Genomic DNA, 16,245 nt, shown 5'->3' on the forward strand with positions numbered 1-16,245 from the left:
CGGCATGCAGACTACGCAGGTGAGGGGTTTTTTTAAATGCGCGCAGGCCTGTTGCCGCTGCATTCGTATGATAATGGCCGACAAATCGACCTCATTGGCCCTTCTTCGTGATCATCAACTTCGACCTCAACGACCTCCAAGCCTTCCGCGCCGTGGTAGACAAGGGCAGCTTTCGCGGCGCTGCCGAGGCGATCCGGATCTCGCAGCCGGCGCTCAGCCGACGTATCGAAAAGCTCGAGTCCGCCCTCGACGTCAAGCTGTTCGAGCGCACCACACGGCGGGTCAGCCTGACCATGGTCGGCCGCGCTTTCCTGCCGCAGGTGGAGCGCATGCTCGACGACCTCGACATCGCGCTGATGGGCATCAGCAACGTTGCTTCCACGCGCATGGGCAATGTCACCATCGCCTGCGTTCCGTCGACCGCGTATTACTTCATGCCCCACGTGATCTCCGAATTCCACAAGCTGTATCCGAAAATTCGCCTGCGCGTGCTGGACGCGAGCGCCGGTGAAGTGTGCAACGCCGTGGAAAGTGGCGAGGCGGACTTTGGCGTGAGTTTCAGCGGCAGCCTGGCTGATGAAGTGGAGTTCGAGTTGCTGCTGCAGGAGCGCTATGTGCTGGCGTGTCGCCGTGATCATCCGTTGGCCGGGCGTGAGAGCGTGCCTTGGGCCGAGGCCTATGAACATGACTACATCACCGTGGATAAGACTTCAGGCAACCGCTCCCTGCTGGATCAGGCGCTGCGAGGCGTGCGGGTGAAAAAGCCGAGCATCTGCGAGACGCACCACGTGACCACGATGATCGGGCTGGTAGAGGCGGGGTTGGGGGTGGCGATGGTGCCTTCGATTGCCATGCCGGCAAACGAACACCCGCTGCTGGTCAGCGTGCCGTTGGTGGAACCGCAGGTGATGCGCAACGTGGGCTTGATCAAGCGCCGCGGACGGACGTTGCCGCCGGCGGCGCTGGAGTTGGAGCGATTGGTGCGGGAGATGCCGTTTCGGTCAGCGTGACACCGAGTCCAGGCCGGTGGATTGCACCACCGGTTGCGCTGCGGGCGAGGCGAGGAATTGCAGCAGCGCCTTGGCCTGCGCCGGGTGTTCGGCATTGACGGGAATACCCGCCGCAAAACGCGTCACAGACTGCACGTCCTCCGGGATTTTTCCGACGTAAGTCACCCCTGGCACTGGTAACAATTCCGCGACCTGCTGTAGACCGACTTCGTAGTCCCCCTTCGCGACCACCGAGGCCACCGGGATGCGTTCGATCATATTGCCCTTGGCCGGCATGCCGAGTTTGTGGAACAACTCCTTCTCGACATACACACCGCTGGCACTGTCCGAATACGCCACGGACTTGGCCTTGCTCAGCACTGCCTTGAGCTCGGCATCGGTGCCGATCGCCGGTTTGGGCGCGCCTTCCTTCACCACCAGGCCGATGCGCGAGTCCGCCAGTTCCACGCGGGAGGCCTTGTCGACCTTGCCCTGCTTGATCAGGTCATCCAGGGCGTAGCCGACCATGATCACCACGTCCGCGTGTTCGCCACGGGCCAGGCGGTTGGGAATCGCTTCCGGCGCCTTGCCCATCGACGGGCCGAGAATGGTGTCCAGGGTGTCGCCGCTCTGCTGGGCGTATTGCGGGCCCAGTAGTTTATAGGCAGCGGTGAAACCTCCGGAGGTCATCACCTTGAGCTCCTCGGCCTGGGCCGCCAGCGCCAGCGCGCCGAGGGCCAGGGCCGTCAGGGTATTGAGCAGCGGCTTCATCATGCCGCCCCCTGCATCACCTGGCCGCGACTGTTGGCGCGGCGATACAGGGCCAGGGTCGAGCACAGCGCGCAGGCTGCGGCGAACATCATCCAGTAGGCCGGCGAAGCCTTGTCCTCAGTGATGTGGATGAACCAGGTGGAGATCGCCGGGGTGAAACCGCCGAAGATCGCGGTTGCCAGGCTATAGGCCAGGGAGAAACCGGCCACGCGCACTTCCACCGGCATGATCTCGGTGAGGGCCGGGATCATTGCGCCGTTGTACATGCCATACAGGAAGGAGAACCACAGCAGGGTTTCCAGCATATGGGCAAAGCTGGGGGCGTTCACCACGTAGGACAGTGCTGGGTAAGCCGTGAGAACGGTCAGCGTCGTCATGGCGATCAGCACCGGTTTGCGCCCGAAACGGTCGCTCAAGGTGCCACCGATGGGCAGCCAGACAAAATTCGACACGGCCACCAGCAAGGTCACCAGCAGCGCGTCGGACGTGCTCAGTTGCAGCACGGTCTTGCCGAAGGTCGGCGCGTACACGGTGATCAGGTAGAACGCGGTAGTGGTCATCGCCACCATCAGCATGCCGCCGATGACCACGCTCCAGTTCTTCACCAGGGTGGCTAGCACTTCGCGCATGGTCGGGCGATGCTTGCGGTTGGCGAACTCTTCGGTTTCCTGCAGGTTGCGCCGCAGCACAAAGATGAACGGAATGATCACGCAACCGACGGCAAACGGAATGCGCCAGCCCCAATCGGCGACCACGGAGGGCTCCATCCACACGTTCAGGCCGTAACCGAGTGCGGCGGCGACCACGATGGAGATCTGTTGGCTGCCCGACTGCCAGCTGGTGTAGAAGCCTTTGCGGCCCGGGGTGGCCATTTCGGCCAGGTACACCGACACACCGCCCAGCTCTGCGCCGGCCGAGAAGCCTTGCAGCAGGCGCCCCAGCAGCACCAGCAACGGCGCCCAGAGGCCAATGCTGTGATAACCCGGCACCAGCACGATCAACAGCGTGCCGCTTGCCATGATCGACAGGGTCACGATCAACCCTTTGCGGCGGCCGACGTCATCGATGTAGGCGCCCAAGATGATCGCGCCCAACGGACGCATCAGGAACCCTGCGCCGAACACGGCGAAGGTCATCATTAATGACGCAAACTCATTAGCGGCGGGGAAGAACGCGGCAGCAATGTAGGTGGCGTAGAAACCGAACAGAAAAAAGTCGAACTGTTCAAGGAAGTTACCCGAAGTCACGCGAAATACCGCGCCAACTTTAGAGTGGGCAGCGTCGGGCCGGGTCGGACTAGTCATGGTTTTGTGTCTCCAGCGTTCTTTTAAAAGTGCTTGTTTCGCTTAAGACCTAGAATAGTGGCTGACACATTTAGAAATGAAAAGTGACAAATTTGGATGGATTGATGCGCGTTGGTTGTCAATGGCCGGCCCCGCCGCAAATGCCGACGCTGTTCTATGCTTGAAAGTGCGACCCATTTTTAAGGACCGGAGATGGACATGACTGACAAACAGAAACCACGGGAAGTGCCACAGGGTGAGCAACCCCGGCGACGTGAGGAAGAAAAGCCACAGACCTGGAAGCATCCAGACGACGGTACAGAGCTTTCCGAACGGGATCAGGAGCGTCCGCTCAAACCCTGATCCCTCGGCGGTGAAGATCAAATGTGGGAGCGGGCTTGCTCGCGAAGGCGGTGTGTCAGTTACAGATACTTCAACTGACCCACCGCCTTCGCGAGCAAGCCCGCTCCCACAGGGTTTCTATGTTCAGCCTTGGATAGGTGTGCACAACTCCACTAGCGTCCCATCCGGACAACGCACATACGACACCACTTGCCCCCACGGCTTGGCGCTCGGCGCCGACAGTTCGGTCGCGCCGTGTTCAAGGGCCTTGGCATGGGCGACGAGCACGTCTTCAGTCACAAACCCCACCTCCATGCCCAAGGGCTGCTTGGAGGCATGCGCCTGCACATGGCCGCCCGGGAAATTCATCTCCCCCAGTTCATGGGCAGCGAACGAGAGCGTGGTCTCGCCAGTTTCCAGCTCGCCATACGTGCCGGATTCATGCAGGAAACGGCGACTGAAGCCGAAGGCTTTTTCGAAAAATTCCAGGGAGGCGGCCACGTCGGGCACGTAGATGATGGTGTAGGCAAATTTCATGGTTGGCGGTCCTTGTCGGTAGTGGGCAGAGGTAGCAGCCCTGGGCGGTAGCTGGCGATCAACAGCAGTGAGGCGAGGCAGAGGGTTGGTTTTATCACAGCAGGGCATCCATTCCACAAGCAGACAAAAAGGGCACTACACCAGCAACGACGTCGGAAACCCCGCCGCCAGCACCACAAAGGCGATCACCGCCGCCAGGCACAAACCGATGAACACGCGCAGTAGCGTCCTCACGGTGGGGGAGGCGATGAACTGAACAACCCAGATACAGAGCCCGGCCACGACAATGGCCAAGGCGATAATGACCCACACGATGGTGTTCCCGCGACCTTCAAACGCTGATTTATAGTCCCAAAGCCGCCGGATGAACAGTGTGCACATAGACGCAGCCCCGCGGGCTTCCTACACTGCGGCTTGTCGTGGGGAAAGGGCAGGCGCCGATGAATCGCAATGAATTACGCAAGGCCGACATCAACCTGATGGTGGTCTTCGAAGCACTGATGCTGGAGCGCAACGTCACGCGGGTCGCGGAGAAGTTGTTTCTTGGCCAGCCCACCATCAGTTCGGCGCTCAACCGTCTGCGCACATTGTTCAACGATCCGCTGTTCATTCGCGTCGGTCATCGCATGGAGCCCACCGCGCGCGCCGAGGAAATCATCCAGCACTTGTCGCCGGCGTTGGATTCGCTGTCGTCAGCCTTGAGCCTGACCCACGATTTCGACCCCTCGATCAGTTCCATGACCTTTCGTATCGGCCTGTCCGACGATGTCGAGTTCGGCCTGCTGCCGCCTTTGCTACGCAGCCTGCGCAGCGAAGCGCCGAAGGTGGTGTTCGTGGTGCAGCACGTCGACTACTGGCGCATCCCCGATCTGCTCGCGTCTGGCGACATCACCGTGGGCATCACCCAGACCCGTGGCCTGCCGGCCAATGCCAAGCGCAAACTGCTGCGCCATATCCGCCCGCGTATCCTGCGCGCCGACGCGTCCGACACACCGCTGACCCTCGATGAATATTGCTCACGGCCCCATGTGCTGGTGTCCCACACCGCCAATGTCTCCGGGTTTGCCGATGAGTGGCTGGCAGAGATCGGCCGCAAGCGCCAGGTGGTGTTATCGGTGCCGCAATACAGCGCATTGCCGGCGCTGCTGGCCGGCACCGACCTGATCGCCAGCCTGCCGGACTACACCGCCGAGGCCATGGCCGTGTCGGGCAACCTGTTCTGCGAGCCGTTTCCGTTCGAGACGCCAACCCTGGATTTGTCCATGGTCTGGCTCAGCCACGTGGACACCGACCCGGCCGAGCGCTGGGTGCGTTCACGACTGGAAGCGTTTATGAGTGACCGCGGCCTGGCAACCCAAGCCTGAGGCGTTTATCCGTGATATATCTAGAAATCTTCCTACGTTAGCCTCGGAGACACCCATGCCGCACCTGCACCTGGAATACACCGCCAACCTGACGCAACTGGACACCGACAAGGCCTTGTTGCGCCTGAACCATGCGTTGGTGGCCTCCGGTCAGTTCGGCGCCGAGTTCGACATCAAAAGCCGTGCGTGCAAGGTCGAGAATTTCCGTGTCGGCACCGGCCTGAACGAGCGTGGGTTTGTTGCGGTGCGCCTGGCATTGCTCAGTGGGCGTTCGCCGCAGGCCAAGAAGCAACTCTCGGAAAGCCTGCTGGCTGTGTTGCAGGAGCTCAGCGTGTGGCCTGAAGGCGTGCAGGTTCAATTGAGCGTCGAACTGCTGGATATAGATCGCGATTCCTACAGTAAAGTCGCCATCGGCTGACCCACAACCCCTTGTGGCGAGGGAGCAAGCTTCCTCACCGCAAAGCGTTATAGCAAGCCCTGGTCAGCGCAGACTTTCACCACCTGCTCACGAAACCACGTATTGGCACTGTCCTGCTCACTGGTTTCGTTCCATTGCATATCCAGGGTGAACCCCGGCAACCCGTTGGGCGCCTCGCAGTGGCCAAACACAGTGGCGGGGGCCAGCAGTTTCTGCACGCGGCGCGGCAGGGTGACGATAAAGTCAGTGCCGGTGATCATCTTCAGCGCGGCGCTATAGCTGTTGGCGCGGGCAATCACTTGGCGCTTGTGGGCCTGGCGCGCGAGCCAGCCATCGATCATGTTGGTGTCGGAGGTCCACGGCGTGGGGAACACATGGCGCCGTTCGATGAAGGATTGCAGGCTGAACGCCGGCTCTTTCGGCGCCGAGCGCTTGTCGAATACGCACACCAGGTCGTCTTCCAGCAGCATCTGGGTCTTGAAGTCTTTGTGGGCGCGGTGAAAGTGCGGGCCGAAGCAGATCACCAGATCCAGGCGGCCTTCGCGCAGGTCGTCGGCCGGGATGTCGGTTTCCAGTTTCTGCACATTGACGATCACCGGCAGGTCGGCGCGGTCGAAGTTCTTCAGCAGGCGCGGCAGGATCAACTGCTCGAAATACTCCGGAGCACACACATTGAAGGTCACCGCCTTTTGCGTCGGATCAAACGCCTGGCCACCGGCGTGGCACAGGTTGATGCTTTCAAGGATCTTCTGCACATGGCCATACATGCTGGTGGCCTTGTACGTCGGACGCATGCCCGCCCGCGTGTTGATAAACAGCTCATCTTCAAAACTGGTGCGCAGTTTCTTCAGGCTGTAGCTCACGGTGGACTGGCTGACGAACAGTGTTTCGGACACGTCGGTAACGCTGCTCTGGTCGTAGACGGCGATAAACACCATCAAGTCCTGCATATCGAGCTTTCTGAGCAAGTTACTGTTTAACATCGGTTTCGTCCGTAAACCCGTTGTACCGAACTCAGTACAAGACAGCGCAAAAGCTTAACGGAACGGCCGTACCATTAGAAAGCTCTGTAGGGCGTTTCTATGTTTGGCGTGAGACAAATACTGTTGGCAACACGACGTCAGCGGATATGGCGGGCGTAATGCCTGGGGTCGAAGCGCGTGACGATCAGCAGCATCACCACCACTACCGCTGTCAGCGACCACCAAGCCCATTCGAAGCTGCCCAACTGGTCGCGGATCATCCCGGCGATCAGCGGCGACAAGCCCGCAATCAGGTAGCCCACGCCTTGCACAAACGCAGTCAGGCCGCCGGCGCGGCGCGGGTTGTGCAGATGGTCTAGCGACAGGATCAGGCTCATCGGGAACAGCCCGCCGATGCCCAGGCCGAGCAGGCACGGCCACAGCAGGCTCAGGTGTTGGGGGCTGAGGATCAGGCCGCAGAAACCCAGGATGATCAGCACCAGCAACACGGCGACCACACCGCGTTTATCCTGGCGACGGTTGGCGATAGCCGGGGTGACCAAGCCGGAAACCACTTCCATCGCCGTCAGAAAACCCAGGAGCAAACCGGCGTTCTGTTCACTCCAGCCTTGCTCCACGTAGTACGGCGCCAGCCACGCCAGTACACAGGTGTAGGACGCTGTACCGAGCCCAAAAAATACCGCCAGCAGCCAGGCGCGGCGGTTGCCGAAAAACGACTCCTGCGTGCCGGCAGCGGCGTGGGGTAATGGCGGCAATGCTGCGCGCTGTGTGTACCAGCACACCAGGGCCAGCAGCGCGAGCAGCGCCCACACGGCCAGGCCGATGCGCCAGCTGCCGGTCTGCACCTGCACGAACGGCGCGAACGACGCCGCCAATGCCGCGCCGCCCATGATCGCAGTGACGTATAAGCCCATGAACAGCGAGACGTTATCGCTGAAGCGCGACTTGATCAGCGCCGGCATCAGCGCCTGGATCAAGGCGATCCCGACCCCGGCGGCAATCGCGCTGACGATCAACTCCAGCGCCGAATCCAAAAACAACCGCGACAGCGTCGCCACCCCAATCACCACCAGCGACCACACAATGCTGCGGTGCTCGCCAATGCGCTTGGCCACGCCCATGCCAAAAAACATCGCCAGCCCCATGGCCATCACCGGCAACATGGTCAGCAAGGCGGCACTGCTGAAACTCAACGGCACCTCGCCGCGTATCGACGACAACAACGGGCCGACCGCCGCCATTGAGGGGCGCAGGTTAAGGGCGACCAGCACCACGCTGATCATCAGCCAAACGGCGGTGGTGGGTTTTGCGTGAACGTTTTCCATGGGCCTGCCTTGAGTGAACAAGGGCGAATCAGGCCACGGGCGGGGCAGGGGGGCAAATCAGAAAGTCGCAGGCGCTATTGAAAAAATGCAGGTCGCTCACACACCACCTCTCTAAATGCGGAAACTGGCTTGTGTGGGAGCGGGCTTGCTCGCGAAAGCGGTGTATCAGTCAATACCTTCAGCGACTGACACACTGCATTCGCGAGCAAGCCCGCTCCCACACAATCTCGCGCCGACAGGCGAACTTCAGTGTCAGGTGGGCCTGATCACATGCTTGACCTCCTGAAACGCTGCCAACCCCCACGGCCCCAGCTCGCGGCCGATGCTGCTCTGCTTGTAACCGCCCCACGCCGTCTGCGGGAAGATCACCTGCGGTGCATTGATCCACACCAGCCCAGCCTGCAACGCATTGGCCACGCGCGCGGCGGTTTCGGCATCACTGCTGACCACACTGGCCACCAGCCCGAAATCGCTGTCGTTGGCCAAGGCGATTGCCTCGGCTTCAGTGGCAAAGCGTCTGACACACAGCACCGGGCCGAAGATCTCTTCGTTCCACAACGCGCTATCCAAGGGCACATCGGTAAACACCGTCGGCCGGATGAAAAAGCCCTGGGTCAGTTGCGCCGGACGCTCACCGCCGCACACTAACCGCGCGCCGTCCTCGATACCGCGTCTGATGTGCCCGAGTACGCGCTGGTATTGCGCACGGTTGATCAGCGCACCCATTTCCACCTCGTCGGCAAACGGATCTGCCACGCGGATGCCTTCAGCGCGCAGCTGCAAACGGCGTAGGAATTCGTCGGCCAAATTGTCGGCCACCAGCACGCGGCTGGTCGCCGAACAGATCTGTCCCGCGTTGAAAAAGCCACCGCCGCACGCCAGCTCCACGGCGAGGTCGAGGTCGGCATCGGCCAGTACCAGCAGCGAAGATTTGCCGCCCAATTCCAGGCTTACGCCCTTGATGGTTTCGGCCGCGCGCTGCATCACCTGCACCCCCACGGCATTGCTGCCGGTGAAGGAAATCTTCGCCACGCGCCGGTCCGCTGCCAGTGGCGCACCCACCGCCAGGCCGGTGCCGCAGACCAGGTTGAACACGCCCGCCGGGAAGCCCGCAGCGGCGATGATCCGCGCCAGTTGCAGCTCGGCCAACGGCGTGACCTCCGACGGTTTGAGCACCACGCAGCAGCCGGCGGCTAGGGCCGGCGCGAGTTTCCAGGCGGTGGTCACCATCGGAAAATTCCACGGCACAATCAGCCCCACCACGCCGCACGGTTCGCGGCGCAAGCGTGCGCTGAAATCCGTGGTGGGCAACTCGACCGGACGGTCCTGCCCGGCGTCCATGTCCTCGGCAATCGTGGCGTAGTACTCGAAGGTGGCGATCACGTCGTCCACATCGATACCCGCCTCAAACAGCGGTTTGCCGTTGTTGCTCGATTGCAACTGCATCAGCGGTTCGCGCTGCTCGGCCACACCTTTGGCGACCTTGCGCAACAGTGCGCCGCGATCCCTGCCAGTGCTTTTCGACCAGTCGCCGAATGCCGCACTGGCCGCGTCCACCGCCCGCGTTACCGCCGCGGCATTGCCTACGCTGACGTGCGCCAACACCGCCTCGGTGGCCGGGTTGATCACCTCCAGCATCTCGCCACCGGCCAGCCATTCGCCGTTGATAAACACGCCGTTCATACCGCCACCTCCTGCATCCAAAGTCCCTGGTCGATTTCAATCAGCGTCGGCCCCTGGCGATCAACGGCCGCGCGCAAGGCGGCGCGCAATTGCGTGATGCCCTGGATGCTCTCGGCGGCGCAGCCCAGTGCCTTGGCCACGCCGATGAAGTCGGGGGTGTAGATGTCTACGCCGACGGGTTCGATGGCGCGGTTGAGCATGTATTTCTTGATCTCTTCGTAGCCCTGGTTATTCCACAGCAGCACGATGATCGGCGTGCGTGCCTCCACCGCACTGGCCAGTTCCGGCAGGGTGAATTGCACGCCGCCGTCACCGATCAGGCACACCACCGGTTGCCCGGTGCCACGTCCCAGCCAGGCGCCGATCGCGGCGGGCAGGGCGTAGCCCAGGGTGCCGTAGCCGGTGGACGAATTGAACCAACGGCGCGGGTGGTCGAGGTTCAAGGTGAGGTTGGCGCTGTACACCGGTTGGGTGGAGTCGCCGACGATGACGGCATCGGGCAGTTCTTGCAGGACGGTGTCGAGGAACAGGGTTTGCGCGCGGGTAGCGGCGTCCCAGGTGGGCGCCAGTTCGGCCCACAACCGGGCAACGCGTGGTGCGCCCCAGTGGGCCTCGCGTGGGGGCAGTGGTTGGCGGTTCAGCTCGCTCAGCAGCGCCTCGGCGGCGATCTGTGCGTCGGCCACCAGCGCCACTTGCGGCGGGTAGTTGCGCACGGTCTGGTCGGCGTCGATGTCGATGCGCAGCAGGGCGCCGGGAATCTTGAAACCGCCGGCGAAGGTGACGTCGTAGTCGGTCTCGGCCAGCTCGGTGCCGATGGCCAGCACCACATCCGCTTCGGCGACCAGGGCGCGGGTGGCGAGCAGGGTCTGGGTCGAGCCGATCAACAGTGGGTGAGCCGAAGGCAGCATGCCTTTGGCGTTGATGGTCAAGGCCACCGGCGCGCCCAGCGCGTCTGCCAACCGGGTCAGTTCGGGGGCCGCATCGATGGCACCGCCACCGGCCAGGATCAACGGGCGCTTGGCCGCCGCCAGCAACTGGCTCATCTGCTTGACCGCCGCCGGCGCCGCCCCGGCACGCGCCACGCTGACCGGCTCGCTGCCGAGCAGGGCGTCGGCGTTTTCCACCAACACATCCAGCGGAATCTCGATGTGTACCGGCCGCGGTCGCCCGGCCTGGAACAGCGCGAACGCCCGCGCCAATACGCCGGGCAACTCGGCTGCCGACATCAAGGTATGGGAGAACGCCGCCACGCCGGCCATCATCGCGCCCTGGTTCGGCAACTCGTGCAACTTGCCGCGCCCGCCGCCCAGCTGGCTGCGCGATTGCACGCTGGAAATCACCAGCATCGGGATCGAGTCGGCATACGCCTGGCCCATCGCAGTGGTGATGTTGGTCATGCCGGGGCCGGTGATGATGAAACACACGCCGGGCTTGCCGCTGGTGCGTGCGTAGCCGTCGGCCATGAAACCGGCGCCCTGTTCATGGCGCGGGGTGACGTGGCGGATGCTGGAACGGGCCAGGCCGCGATACAACTCCACGGTGTGCACGCCTGGGATGCCGAACACCAGGTCCACGCCATAGCCTTCGAGGAGGTTGACCAATACTTCGCCGCAGGTTGCCATTGAGGTCGCTCTTGTTATGGATTCGAGGCGGTATTGGAGCGGCTGGCCGGTAGCGGCAACAATCGATAAAAAGTCATACTAGCCATGTCTCCACGTCATGGCTGCGCCTCCAATGAAACGCCTTCCGCCGTTGCCCGCGTTGCACACCTTCTGGGTCACCGCCCAGTGCTGCAACTTCACCCGCGCCGCCGAGCAATTGCACATCACCCAAGGCGCTGTCAGCCGACAGATCGCCGGGCTGGAAAGTCATCTGGGCTACACGCTGTTCCAGCGCCAGGCGCGTGGCTTGAGCCTTACCGACGAGGGCCGCGAATGGTCACTGCGGGTGCAACAGGTATTCGGCCTGATCGGTGAAGCGGTGGAGCAGATCGGCGGCCGTCGCCAGACCCTGCAACTCAAGGCTTCCACCTGTGTGATGCGTTGGTTGCTGCCGCGCCTGATGCAATGGCAAAAGGAGCGTCCGCAGGTTCCGGTGGAGCTCACCACCACCGTGGCCTACACCGTGGACTTTCGCCGCGAGCAGTTCGACGCGGCGCTGATCTATGCGCCCATCGCCGAGCAGCCGGCCGAGGCGCGGCATTTGTTCGATGAACAACTCACCCCGGTCTGCGCGCCCACGCTGCTCGGCGACTTGCACAGCCCGGCGGATCTGCAGCGACAGGTGCTGCTGCACCCCACGCGGGACGAACGGGATTGGGCGTTGTGGTTGAGCGCGGCAAACACCCGCTTGAGCAACCTGGCCCAGGGGCATCATTTCGAAACGCTGGATCTGGCGATGACCGTGGCGTCCCAAGGCTCGGGCGTGGCGATTGGCGACAGCGCGTTGATTGGCGAGGATGTGAAGGCGGGACGATTGGCGATGCCCTTTGCGCTGAGGGTGCCGACGGGGATGGGGTATTACCTGGTGTATCCGCCTGGGACGGTGCCGTCGCAAGGGCTTGAAGCGTTAATGGATTGGTTGGTCAGCCAGGCACAATCGTCCTGACACCGCAGATCCAATTGTGGGAGCGGGCTTGCCCGCGAAGGCGGCCTGTCAGTCAACACAGATGTCGCTGACCCACCGCCATCGCGGGCAAGCCCGCTCCCACATAAACCAGCTCCCACAGGTTTTACCGCGTTGTGTCAGTAGCCCACAGTGAAACGTTGGCGCGAGTGTTTTGGCGATTCAACTTCATCGATCAACGCAATCGCATAGTCCGCAAAACTGATCCAGCTACGACCTTCACTGCTCACCAGCAAATCATCCTGACCCACACGGAACTGGCCGGTGCGCTCGGTCTCCACGAACTCCGCCGACGGCGACAGGAAGGTCCAATCCAGTTCCTGCTCCTGACGCAGCGCAGCCAGAAATTCAGCGCCGGCACTGGCCTCAGCCTTGTACTCGGCCGGAAAGCCCGGGCTGTCAATCACACGGCTGCCATCCGGCAGCAACAACGAACCCGCGCCGCCCACCACCAGCAGGCGTTTGACCCCGGCTTTTTTCACCGGCCCGATCACCGCACTGGCGGGCAGGGTGGCGAAGTGTGCCGCGCTGATCACCACATCGTTGCCGCTGACCGCTGCCTGCAGGGCCTGGGCGTCCAGCGCATCGGCCTGCTTGACCGTGACGCCAGGGCGCGCGGCGATCTTGTCGGTATTACGCGCGATGGCGGTGACACTGTGCCCACGACGCAACGCTTCTTCCAGCAGTTGGCTACCCGCACGGCCGGTAGCACCAATGATTGCAATCTTGCTCATGATCTTCTCCAGTCAGTCAGGGGGTTAAAACCATTCACCACTTCATTTCGCCCTTGGCGACTTTGGCGCTCAGTTCCAGCGAGCTTTCGTCGGCGAGGGTCGGGTAACGCTTTTTCATGGCCGCGATCAGTGCGGCGGAGTCTTTGGCCTTGGCGGTTTCGATGTCGAAGGCCTTGATGTAGTCGGCAGTGAACGCCACCGATTTCAGGGTCGGCGTACCGAGGTAGTGGCCCGGGATCACGCTGCGTGGCTTGAGCTGTTGGATGCGCTGCAGGGTCGCCAGCCAGTCTTTGTGGGACTGGGCACTCTGGGTGTCGGCCATCCACAGGTGAATGTTCTCGGCGACCACCACGCCACCGACCACGGCCTTGATTGAAGGGATCCACACAAAGCTGCGATCCGGCTGCGCGCCGTCCAGGCCGATGACTTCCAGTTGCTGGCCTTCGAGGCTCAGGCTATGACCTGGCAGCACGTCCGGCACGATGGTTTTAGCCGGCTTGTCGGCGCCCATTTTCGGGCCCCAGAATTCCAGTTTGCCGGCCACGGTGGCCTTGATGTGGTCGACCACTGGTTGTGGCGCGAGCACCTTGGCATCGGGGAATGCAGTGGTGAGGGTGTCGAGGCCGAAGTAGTAGTCCGGGTCGCCGTGGCTGATGTAGATGGTGGTCAAGTGCTTGCCGCTGGCGCGAATCTTCTGCACAAGCTGCTCGGCCTGGGCCTTGCCGAATTGCGCGTCCACCAGGATCGCGTCCTTGGCGCCGCTGACCAGCACCGAGCTGACCGGGAAGATCGCGGCTTCGCCTGGGTTGTACACCTCAAGGGTCAGGTCGGCTGCGGCGGCGTGCGCGGCGAAGGCCAGGGCGGCGGTCGCCAGGGTCAAGCGTTTGAGGGTGGACAACATCGGGCAGCTCCAGCAGTCGATTCAAAGGATGCACAGAGCTTAGTTGCACCAAACCCAACTAAAAATGCGATGCTGGGACATAGTTTGTTTCTAAAAGCGGGCAAATCATGGATCGGCTTCAAGCAATGCGCGTGTTTGTCACGGTGGTGGACCTGGGTAGCCAGTCTGCCGCCGCCGACCACCTGGACCTGTCACGCCCGGTGGTCTCGCGTTATCTGGCCGAGCTGGAAGATTGGGTCGGCGCGCGCCTGCTGCACCGCACCACGCGCAAACTCAGCCTGACGGCGGCCGGCAGCGAAACCCTGCCCCGTTGCCGGCAGTTGCTGGAGCTGAGCTGCGACATGCAAGCCGCCGTCAGTGAACCCGATGATGCGCCCCGTGGCCTGCTGCGCCTGAGCGTGAGCACCTCGTTCGGCCAGGCGCAATTGGCCGAGGCGATCGCCGAGTACGTCAAGCGCTACCCGCTGGTGACGGTGGACCTGCAAATGCTCGACCGCACGGTGAACCTGGTGGATGAGCGCATCGACCTGGCCATCCGCACCAGCACCGACCTGGACCCCAACCTGATCGCCCGACGCCTGACGGTTTGCCGCTCGGTGGTGTGTGCCACCCCGGCGTACCTGCTGGAGCATCCGGCGCCGCAGAAAGTCGAGGACCTGGCGCGGCACAACTGCCTCACCCATTCCTATTTCGGCAAAAGCCTGTGGCATTTCGAAGAGGGCGGCGAACACGTTTCGGTGCCGGTGCACGGCAACATCACGGCCAACGAGGCCAGTACCTTATTGCGCGTGACCCTGGCCGGGGCGGGGGTGGGCATGTTGCCCAGCTACCAGGCCGGCGATTACATCCGCCGTGGCGAACTGGTGCGTCTGCTGCCCGCGGCCGAGCCCCGGCAAATGCACATCTATGCGGTATACGCGTCACGCAAGCACATGCCGTCGGCGCTGCGCAGCCTGTTGGATTTCCTGGTGTCGAGGTTTCCCCAAACACCTGTTTGGGACGAGGGGCTCTGAGTCGATATAAACAGACTGAATAGGCGCCAATAATGGCAACTTGCCCGGGCTGGCCTATGCTTTAAACAGCACTGTGTAGATCCGCTCAGAGGTCTGTGCCATGAGCATCAAAACCAGAAAGTACCTGATGATTTTCACCCTTAGCGCATTGGCCAGCGCGCTGTACGGGACTGCCGCCTACCGCGTCGAGCAAACCCGTATGCAACCGAGCTTTGCGATCAGTTGCCATCAGGACCAATGTGTCCCCCACACCGGCAGTTTCAGCGCCTTGCGCTAGAACCCGTCCGCTGGAGATTCCATGTGGGAGCGGGCAAGCCCGCTCTCACATAGACCTGTTCCCACTGTTTAGTTCGGTGTTGTCTCAGCCTTGAGCTGCTCGCGAAACGCCTTGGGTGAAAACCCGACCCGTCGGCGAAACAGTCGGGAGAAGTTGGTCGGGTCGGAAAAACCCAGCACTTCCGACATTTCATTGATGGTCATGCTGGTGTAGGTCAGCAGGCGTTTGGCCTCCAGCAACTGGCGGTCATGCATGATCTGCAATGCCGGTTGCCCGCCCAGTTCCCGACACGTCCCATTCAGGTGTGAGACCGAGATCCCCAACTTGTGGGCCAAGTCCTCAATCTTTGGATGTTCGCGGTAATGCTGCTCGACCAGTTGGGTAAAGCGCCGAAAGTACTCGCGCCCGCGCGGCGCGCGCGGATGGCGACGCTGAATCGCCTGGCGGCTGATCCACACCAGCAGCACGCTGACCAGGGCGTGCATCATCATGTCCCGTGACGGTTGTTCGTCGGCGTATTCTTCCTGCAGGCGGGCGAACTGGCTGTTGAGATAGCCACTGTCCTTGCCCGCCGGGTAACTGCCCAGCGCCTGCAAACCGTCCATCGTGCCGCCCAGTTGCGTCTGCAAGTGATTGACCAGTGGCGCCGCCAGTGTCACCACATAACCCTCGACATCCTCGGCAAACCGGAACCCGTGCACACACAGCGGCGGCAGCACCTGCAATGTCGCTTCGTTGAGGGTACTGCGCAGGCCTTCGATTTCCAGTTGTGCCTGGCCTTTGTGCACGTACAGCAATTGGCACAGATCCGCGTGCCGGTGGGGCTGGATTTCCCACTGGTATTCCCGGCTGCGTCGGGAAATGGTTTCGCAGTGCAACAAATCGGGGGTCGGCCATTGCTGGTTTTCCCCGTAAAGCTTGAAGACCGGAATCGCGGTTTTGGTCATGGTTTCAATCCGACACTCAGGACAGTGGTGCGGTAATCGCCCCGATTGGCGAA

General features: G+C 62.2%; 18 protein-coding genes. 7 read left to right on the forward strand and 11 right to left on the reverse strand.

All coding sequences use genetic code 11. The features are described 5' to 3' along the window. Positions 1-107 precede the first annotated feature (107 nt). Entirely contained in the window at positions 108-1,010 is a 903-nt protein-coding gene (locus tag LIY36_RS07395) for a LysR family transcriptional regulator (RefSeq protein WP_226455277.1), read from the forward strand. Here LIY36_RS07395 and LIY36_RS07400 read toward each other — a convergent pair. Continuing rightward, on the reverse strand, positions 1,002-1,760 hold the full coding sequence (locus LIY36_RS07400) for a substrate-binding domain-containing protein (protein WP_192299382.1): 759 nt from the start codon (positions 1,758-1,760) through the stop codon (positions 1,002-1,004). The genes LIY36_RS07395 and LIY36_RS07400 overlap by 9 nt on opposite strands. Continuing rightward, entirely contained in the window at positions 1,760-3,064 is a 1,305-nt protein-coding gene (locus LIY36_RS07405; RefSeq protein WP_226455278.1) for an MFS transporter, read from the reverse strand. The genes LIY36_RS07400 and LIY36_RS07405 overlap by 1 nt, the downstream gene beginning before the upstream one ends. Before the next feature lie 198 nt (positions 3,065-3,262). Between LIY36_RS07405 and LIY36_RS07410 the strand changes: the two genes are divergently transcribed. Next, the gene (locus LIY36_RS07410) at positions 3,263-3,406 is read left to right on the forward strand and encodes a hypothetical protein (RefSeq protein WP_192299149.1); all 144 of its coding nucleotides are present in this window, start codon (positions 3,263-3,265) and stop codon (positions 3,404-3,406) included. Positions 3,407-3,529: 123 nt separating this feature from the next. On the opposite strand, the gene LIY36_RS07415 is transcribed toward LIY36_RS07410, so the two are convergent. Next, positions 3,530-3,922, reverse strand: coding sequence for a VOC family protein (locus LIY36_RS07415; RefSeq protein ID WP_226455279.1), 393 nt, complete (start codon positions 3,920-3,922; stop codon positions 3,530-3,532). A 135-nt stretch (positions 3,923-4,057) separates the two neighbouring features. Then, complete coding sequence (locus LIY36_RS07420) at positions 4,058-4,234, reverse strand: hypothetical protein (RefSeq protein ID WP_226455280.1); 177 nt, start codon at positions 4,232-4,234, stop codon at positions 4,058-4,060. 128 nt (positions 4,235-4,362) lie between these two features. Between LIY36_RS07420 and LIY36_RS07425 the strand changes: the two genes are divergently transcribed. Both LIY36_RS07425 and LIY36_RS07430 read left to right on the forward strand, forming a co-directional pair. Further along, the gene (locus tag LIY36_RS07425) at positions 4,363-5,286 is read left to right on the forward strand and encodes a LysR substrate-binding domain-containing protein (RefSeq protein WP_192299146.1); all 924 of its coding nucleotides are present in this window, start codon (positions 4,363-4,365) and stop codon (positions 5,284-5,286) included. A gap of 55 nt (positions 5,287-5,341) precedes the next feature. Next, a complete protein-coding gene (locus LIY36_RS07430) occupies positions 5,342-5,704 on the forward strand; it encodes a 5-carboxymethyl-2-hydroxymuconate Delta-isomerase (RefSeq protein WP_226455281.1) in 363 nt (120 codons plus the stop codon). Between the two features lie 47 nt (positions 5,705-5,751). On the opposite strand, the gene LIY36_RS07435 is transcribed toward LIY36_RS07430, so the two are convergent. The 4 genes from LIY36_RS07435 to LIY36_RS07450 all read right to left on the reverse strand — a co-directional run bounded on the left by LIY36_RS07435 (position 5,752) and on the right by LIY36_RS07450 (position 11,317). After that, positions 5,752-6,687: a LysR family transcriptional regulator gene (locus LIY36_RS07435; protein WP_192299144.1), complete on the reverse strand. Its 936-nt coding sequence runs from the start codon at positions 6,685-6,687 to the stop codon at positions 5,752-5,754. Between the two features lie 137 nt (positions 6,688-6,824). Continuing rightward, complete coding sequence (locus LIY36_RS07440) at positions 6,825-8,012, reverse strand: cyanate transporter (RefSeq protein ID WP_226455282.1); 1,188 nt, start codon at positions 8,010-8,012, stop codon at positions 6,825-6,827. Positions 8,013-8,264: 252 nt separating this feature from the next. Next, positions 8,265-9,695 carry an aldehyde dehydrogenase family protein gene (locus LIY36_RS07445; RefSeq protein ID WP_226455283.1) on the reverse strand — a complete coding sequence of 477 codons (1,431 nt, stop codon included), beginning with the start codon at positions 9,693-9,695 and terminating at the stop codon, positions 8,265-8,267. Beyond that, positions 9,692-11,317, reverse strand: a complete 1,626-nt coding sequence (locus tag LIY36_RS07450; RefSeq protein WP_226455284.1) for a 5-guanidino-2-oxopentanoate decarboxylase — start codon at positions 11,315-11,317, stop codon at positions 9,692-9,694. The genes LIY36_RS07445 and LIY36_RS07450 overlap by 4 nt, the downstream gene beginning before the upstream one ends. A gap of 112 nt (positions 11,318-11,429) precedes the next feature. On the opposite strand from LIY36_RS07450, the gene LIY36_RS07455 reads away from it, so the two are divergent. Next, complete coding sequence (locus tag LIY36_RS07455) at positions 11,430-12,302, forward strand: LysR substrate-binding domain-containing protein (RefSeq protein ID WP_226455285.1); 873 nt, start codon at positions 11,430-11,432, stop codon at positions 12,300-12,302. A gap of 137 nt (positions 12,303-12,439) precedes the next feature. Here the strand turns inward: LIY36_RS07455 and LIY36_RS07460 are convergent, their stop codons facing one another. Together LIY36_RS07460 and LIY36_RS07465 are read right to left on the reverse strand one after the other, a co-directional pair. Further along, positions 12,440-13,054, reverse strand: coding sequence for an NAD(P)-dependent oxidoreductase (locus LIY36_RS07460; protein WP_192299139.1), 615 nt, complete (start codon positions 13,052-13,054; stop codon positions 12,440-12,442). Between the two features lie 34 nt (positions 13,055-13,088). Next, on the reverse strand, positions 13,089-13,955 hold the full coding sequence (locus LIY36_RS07465) for an MBL fold metallo-hydrolase (protein WP_226455286.1): 867 nt from the start codon (positions 13,953-13,955) through the stop codon (positions 13,089-13,091). 107 nt (positions 13,956-14,062) lie between these two features. Here LIY36_RS07465 and LIY36_RS07470 point away from each other — a divergent pair, with 107 nt between their 5' ends. After that, positions 14,063-14,968 carry a LysR family transcriptional regulator gene (locus LIY36_RS07470; protein WP_226455287.1) on the forward strand — a complete coding sequence of 302 codons (906 nt, stop codon included), beginning with the start codon at positions 14,063-14,065 and terminating at the stop codon, positions 14,966-14,968. Positions 14,969-15,068: 100 nt separating this feature from the next. After that, entirely contained in the window at positions 15,069-15,245 is a 177-nt protein-coding gene (locus tag LIY36_RS07475; protein ID WP_192299136.1) for a hypothetical protein, read from the forward strand. 68 nt (positions 15,246-15,313) lie between these two features. Here the strand turns inward: LIY36_RS07475 and LIY36_RS07480 are convergent, their stop codons facing one another. Further along, positions 15,314-16,192 carry a helix-turn-helix domain-containing protein gene (locus LIY36_RS07480; protein ID WP_226455288.1) on the reverse strand — a complete coding sequence of 293 codons (879 nt, stop codon included), beginning with the start codon at positions 16,190-16,192 and terminating at the stop codon, positions 15,314-15,316. Positions 16,193-16,245 lie beyond the last annotated feature (53 nt).

This window comes from Pseudomonas sp. AF03-9, assembly GCF_020515815.1.
Taxonomy (GTDB): domain Bacteria; phylum Pseudomonadota; class Gammaproteobacteria; order Pseudomonadales; family Pseudomonadaceae; genus Aquipseudomonas.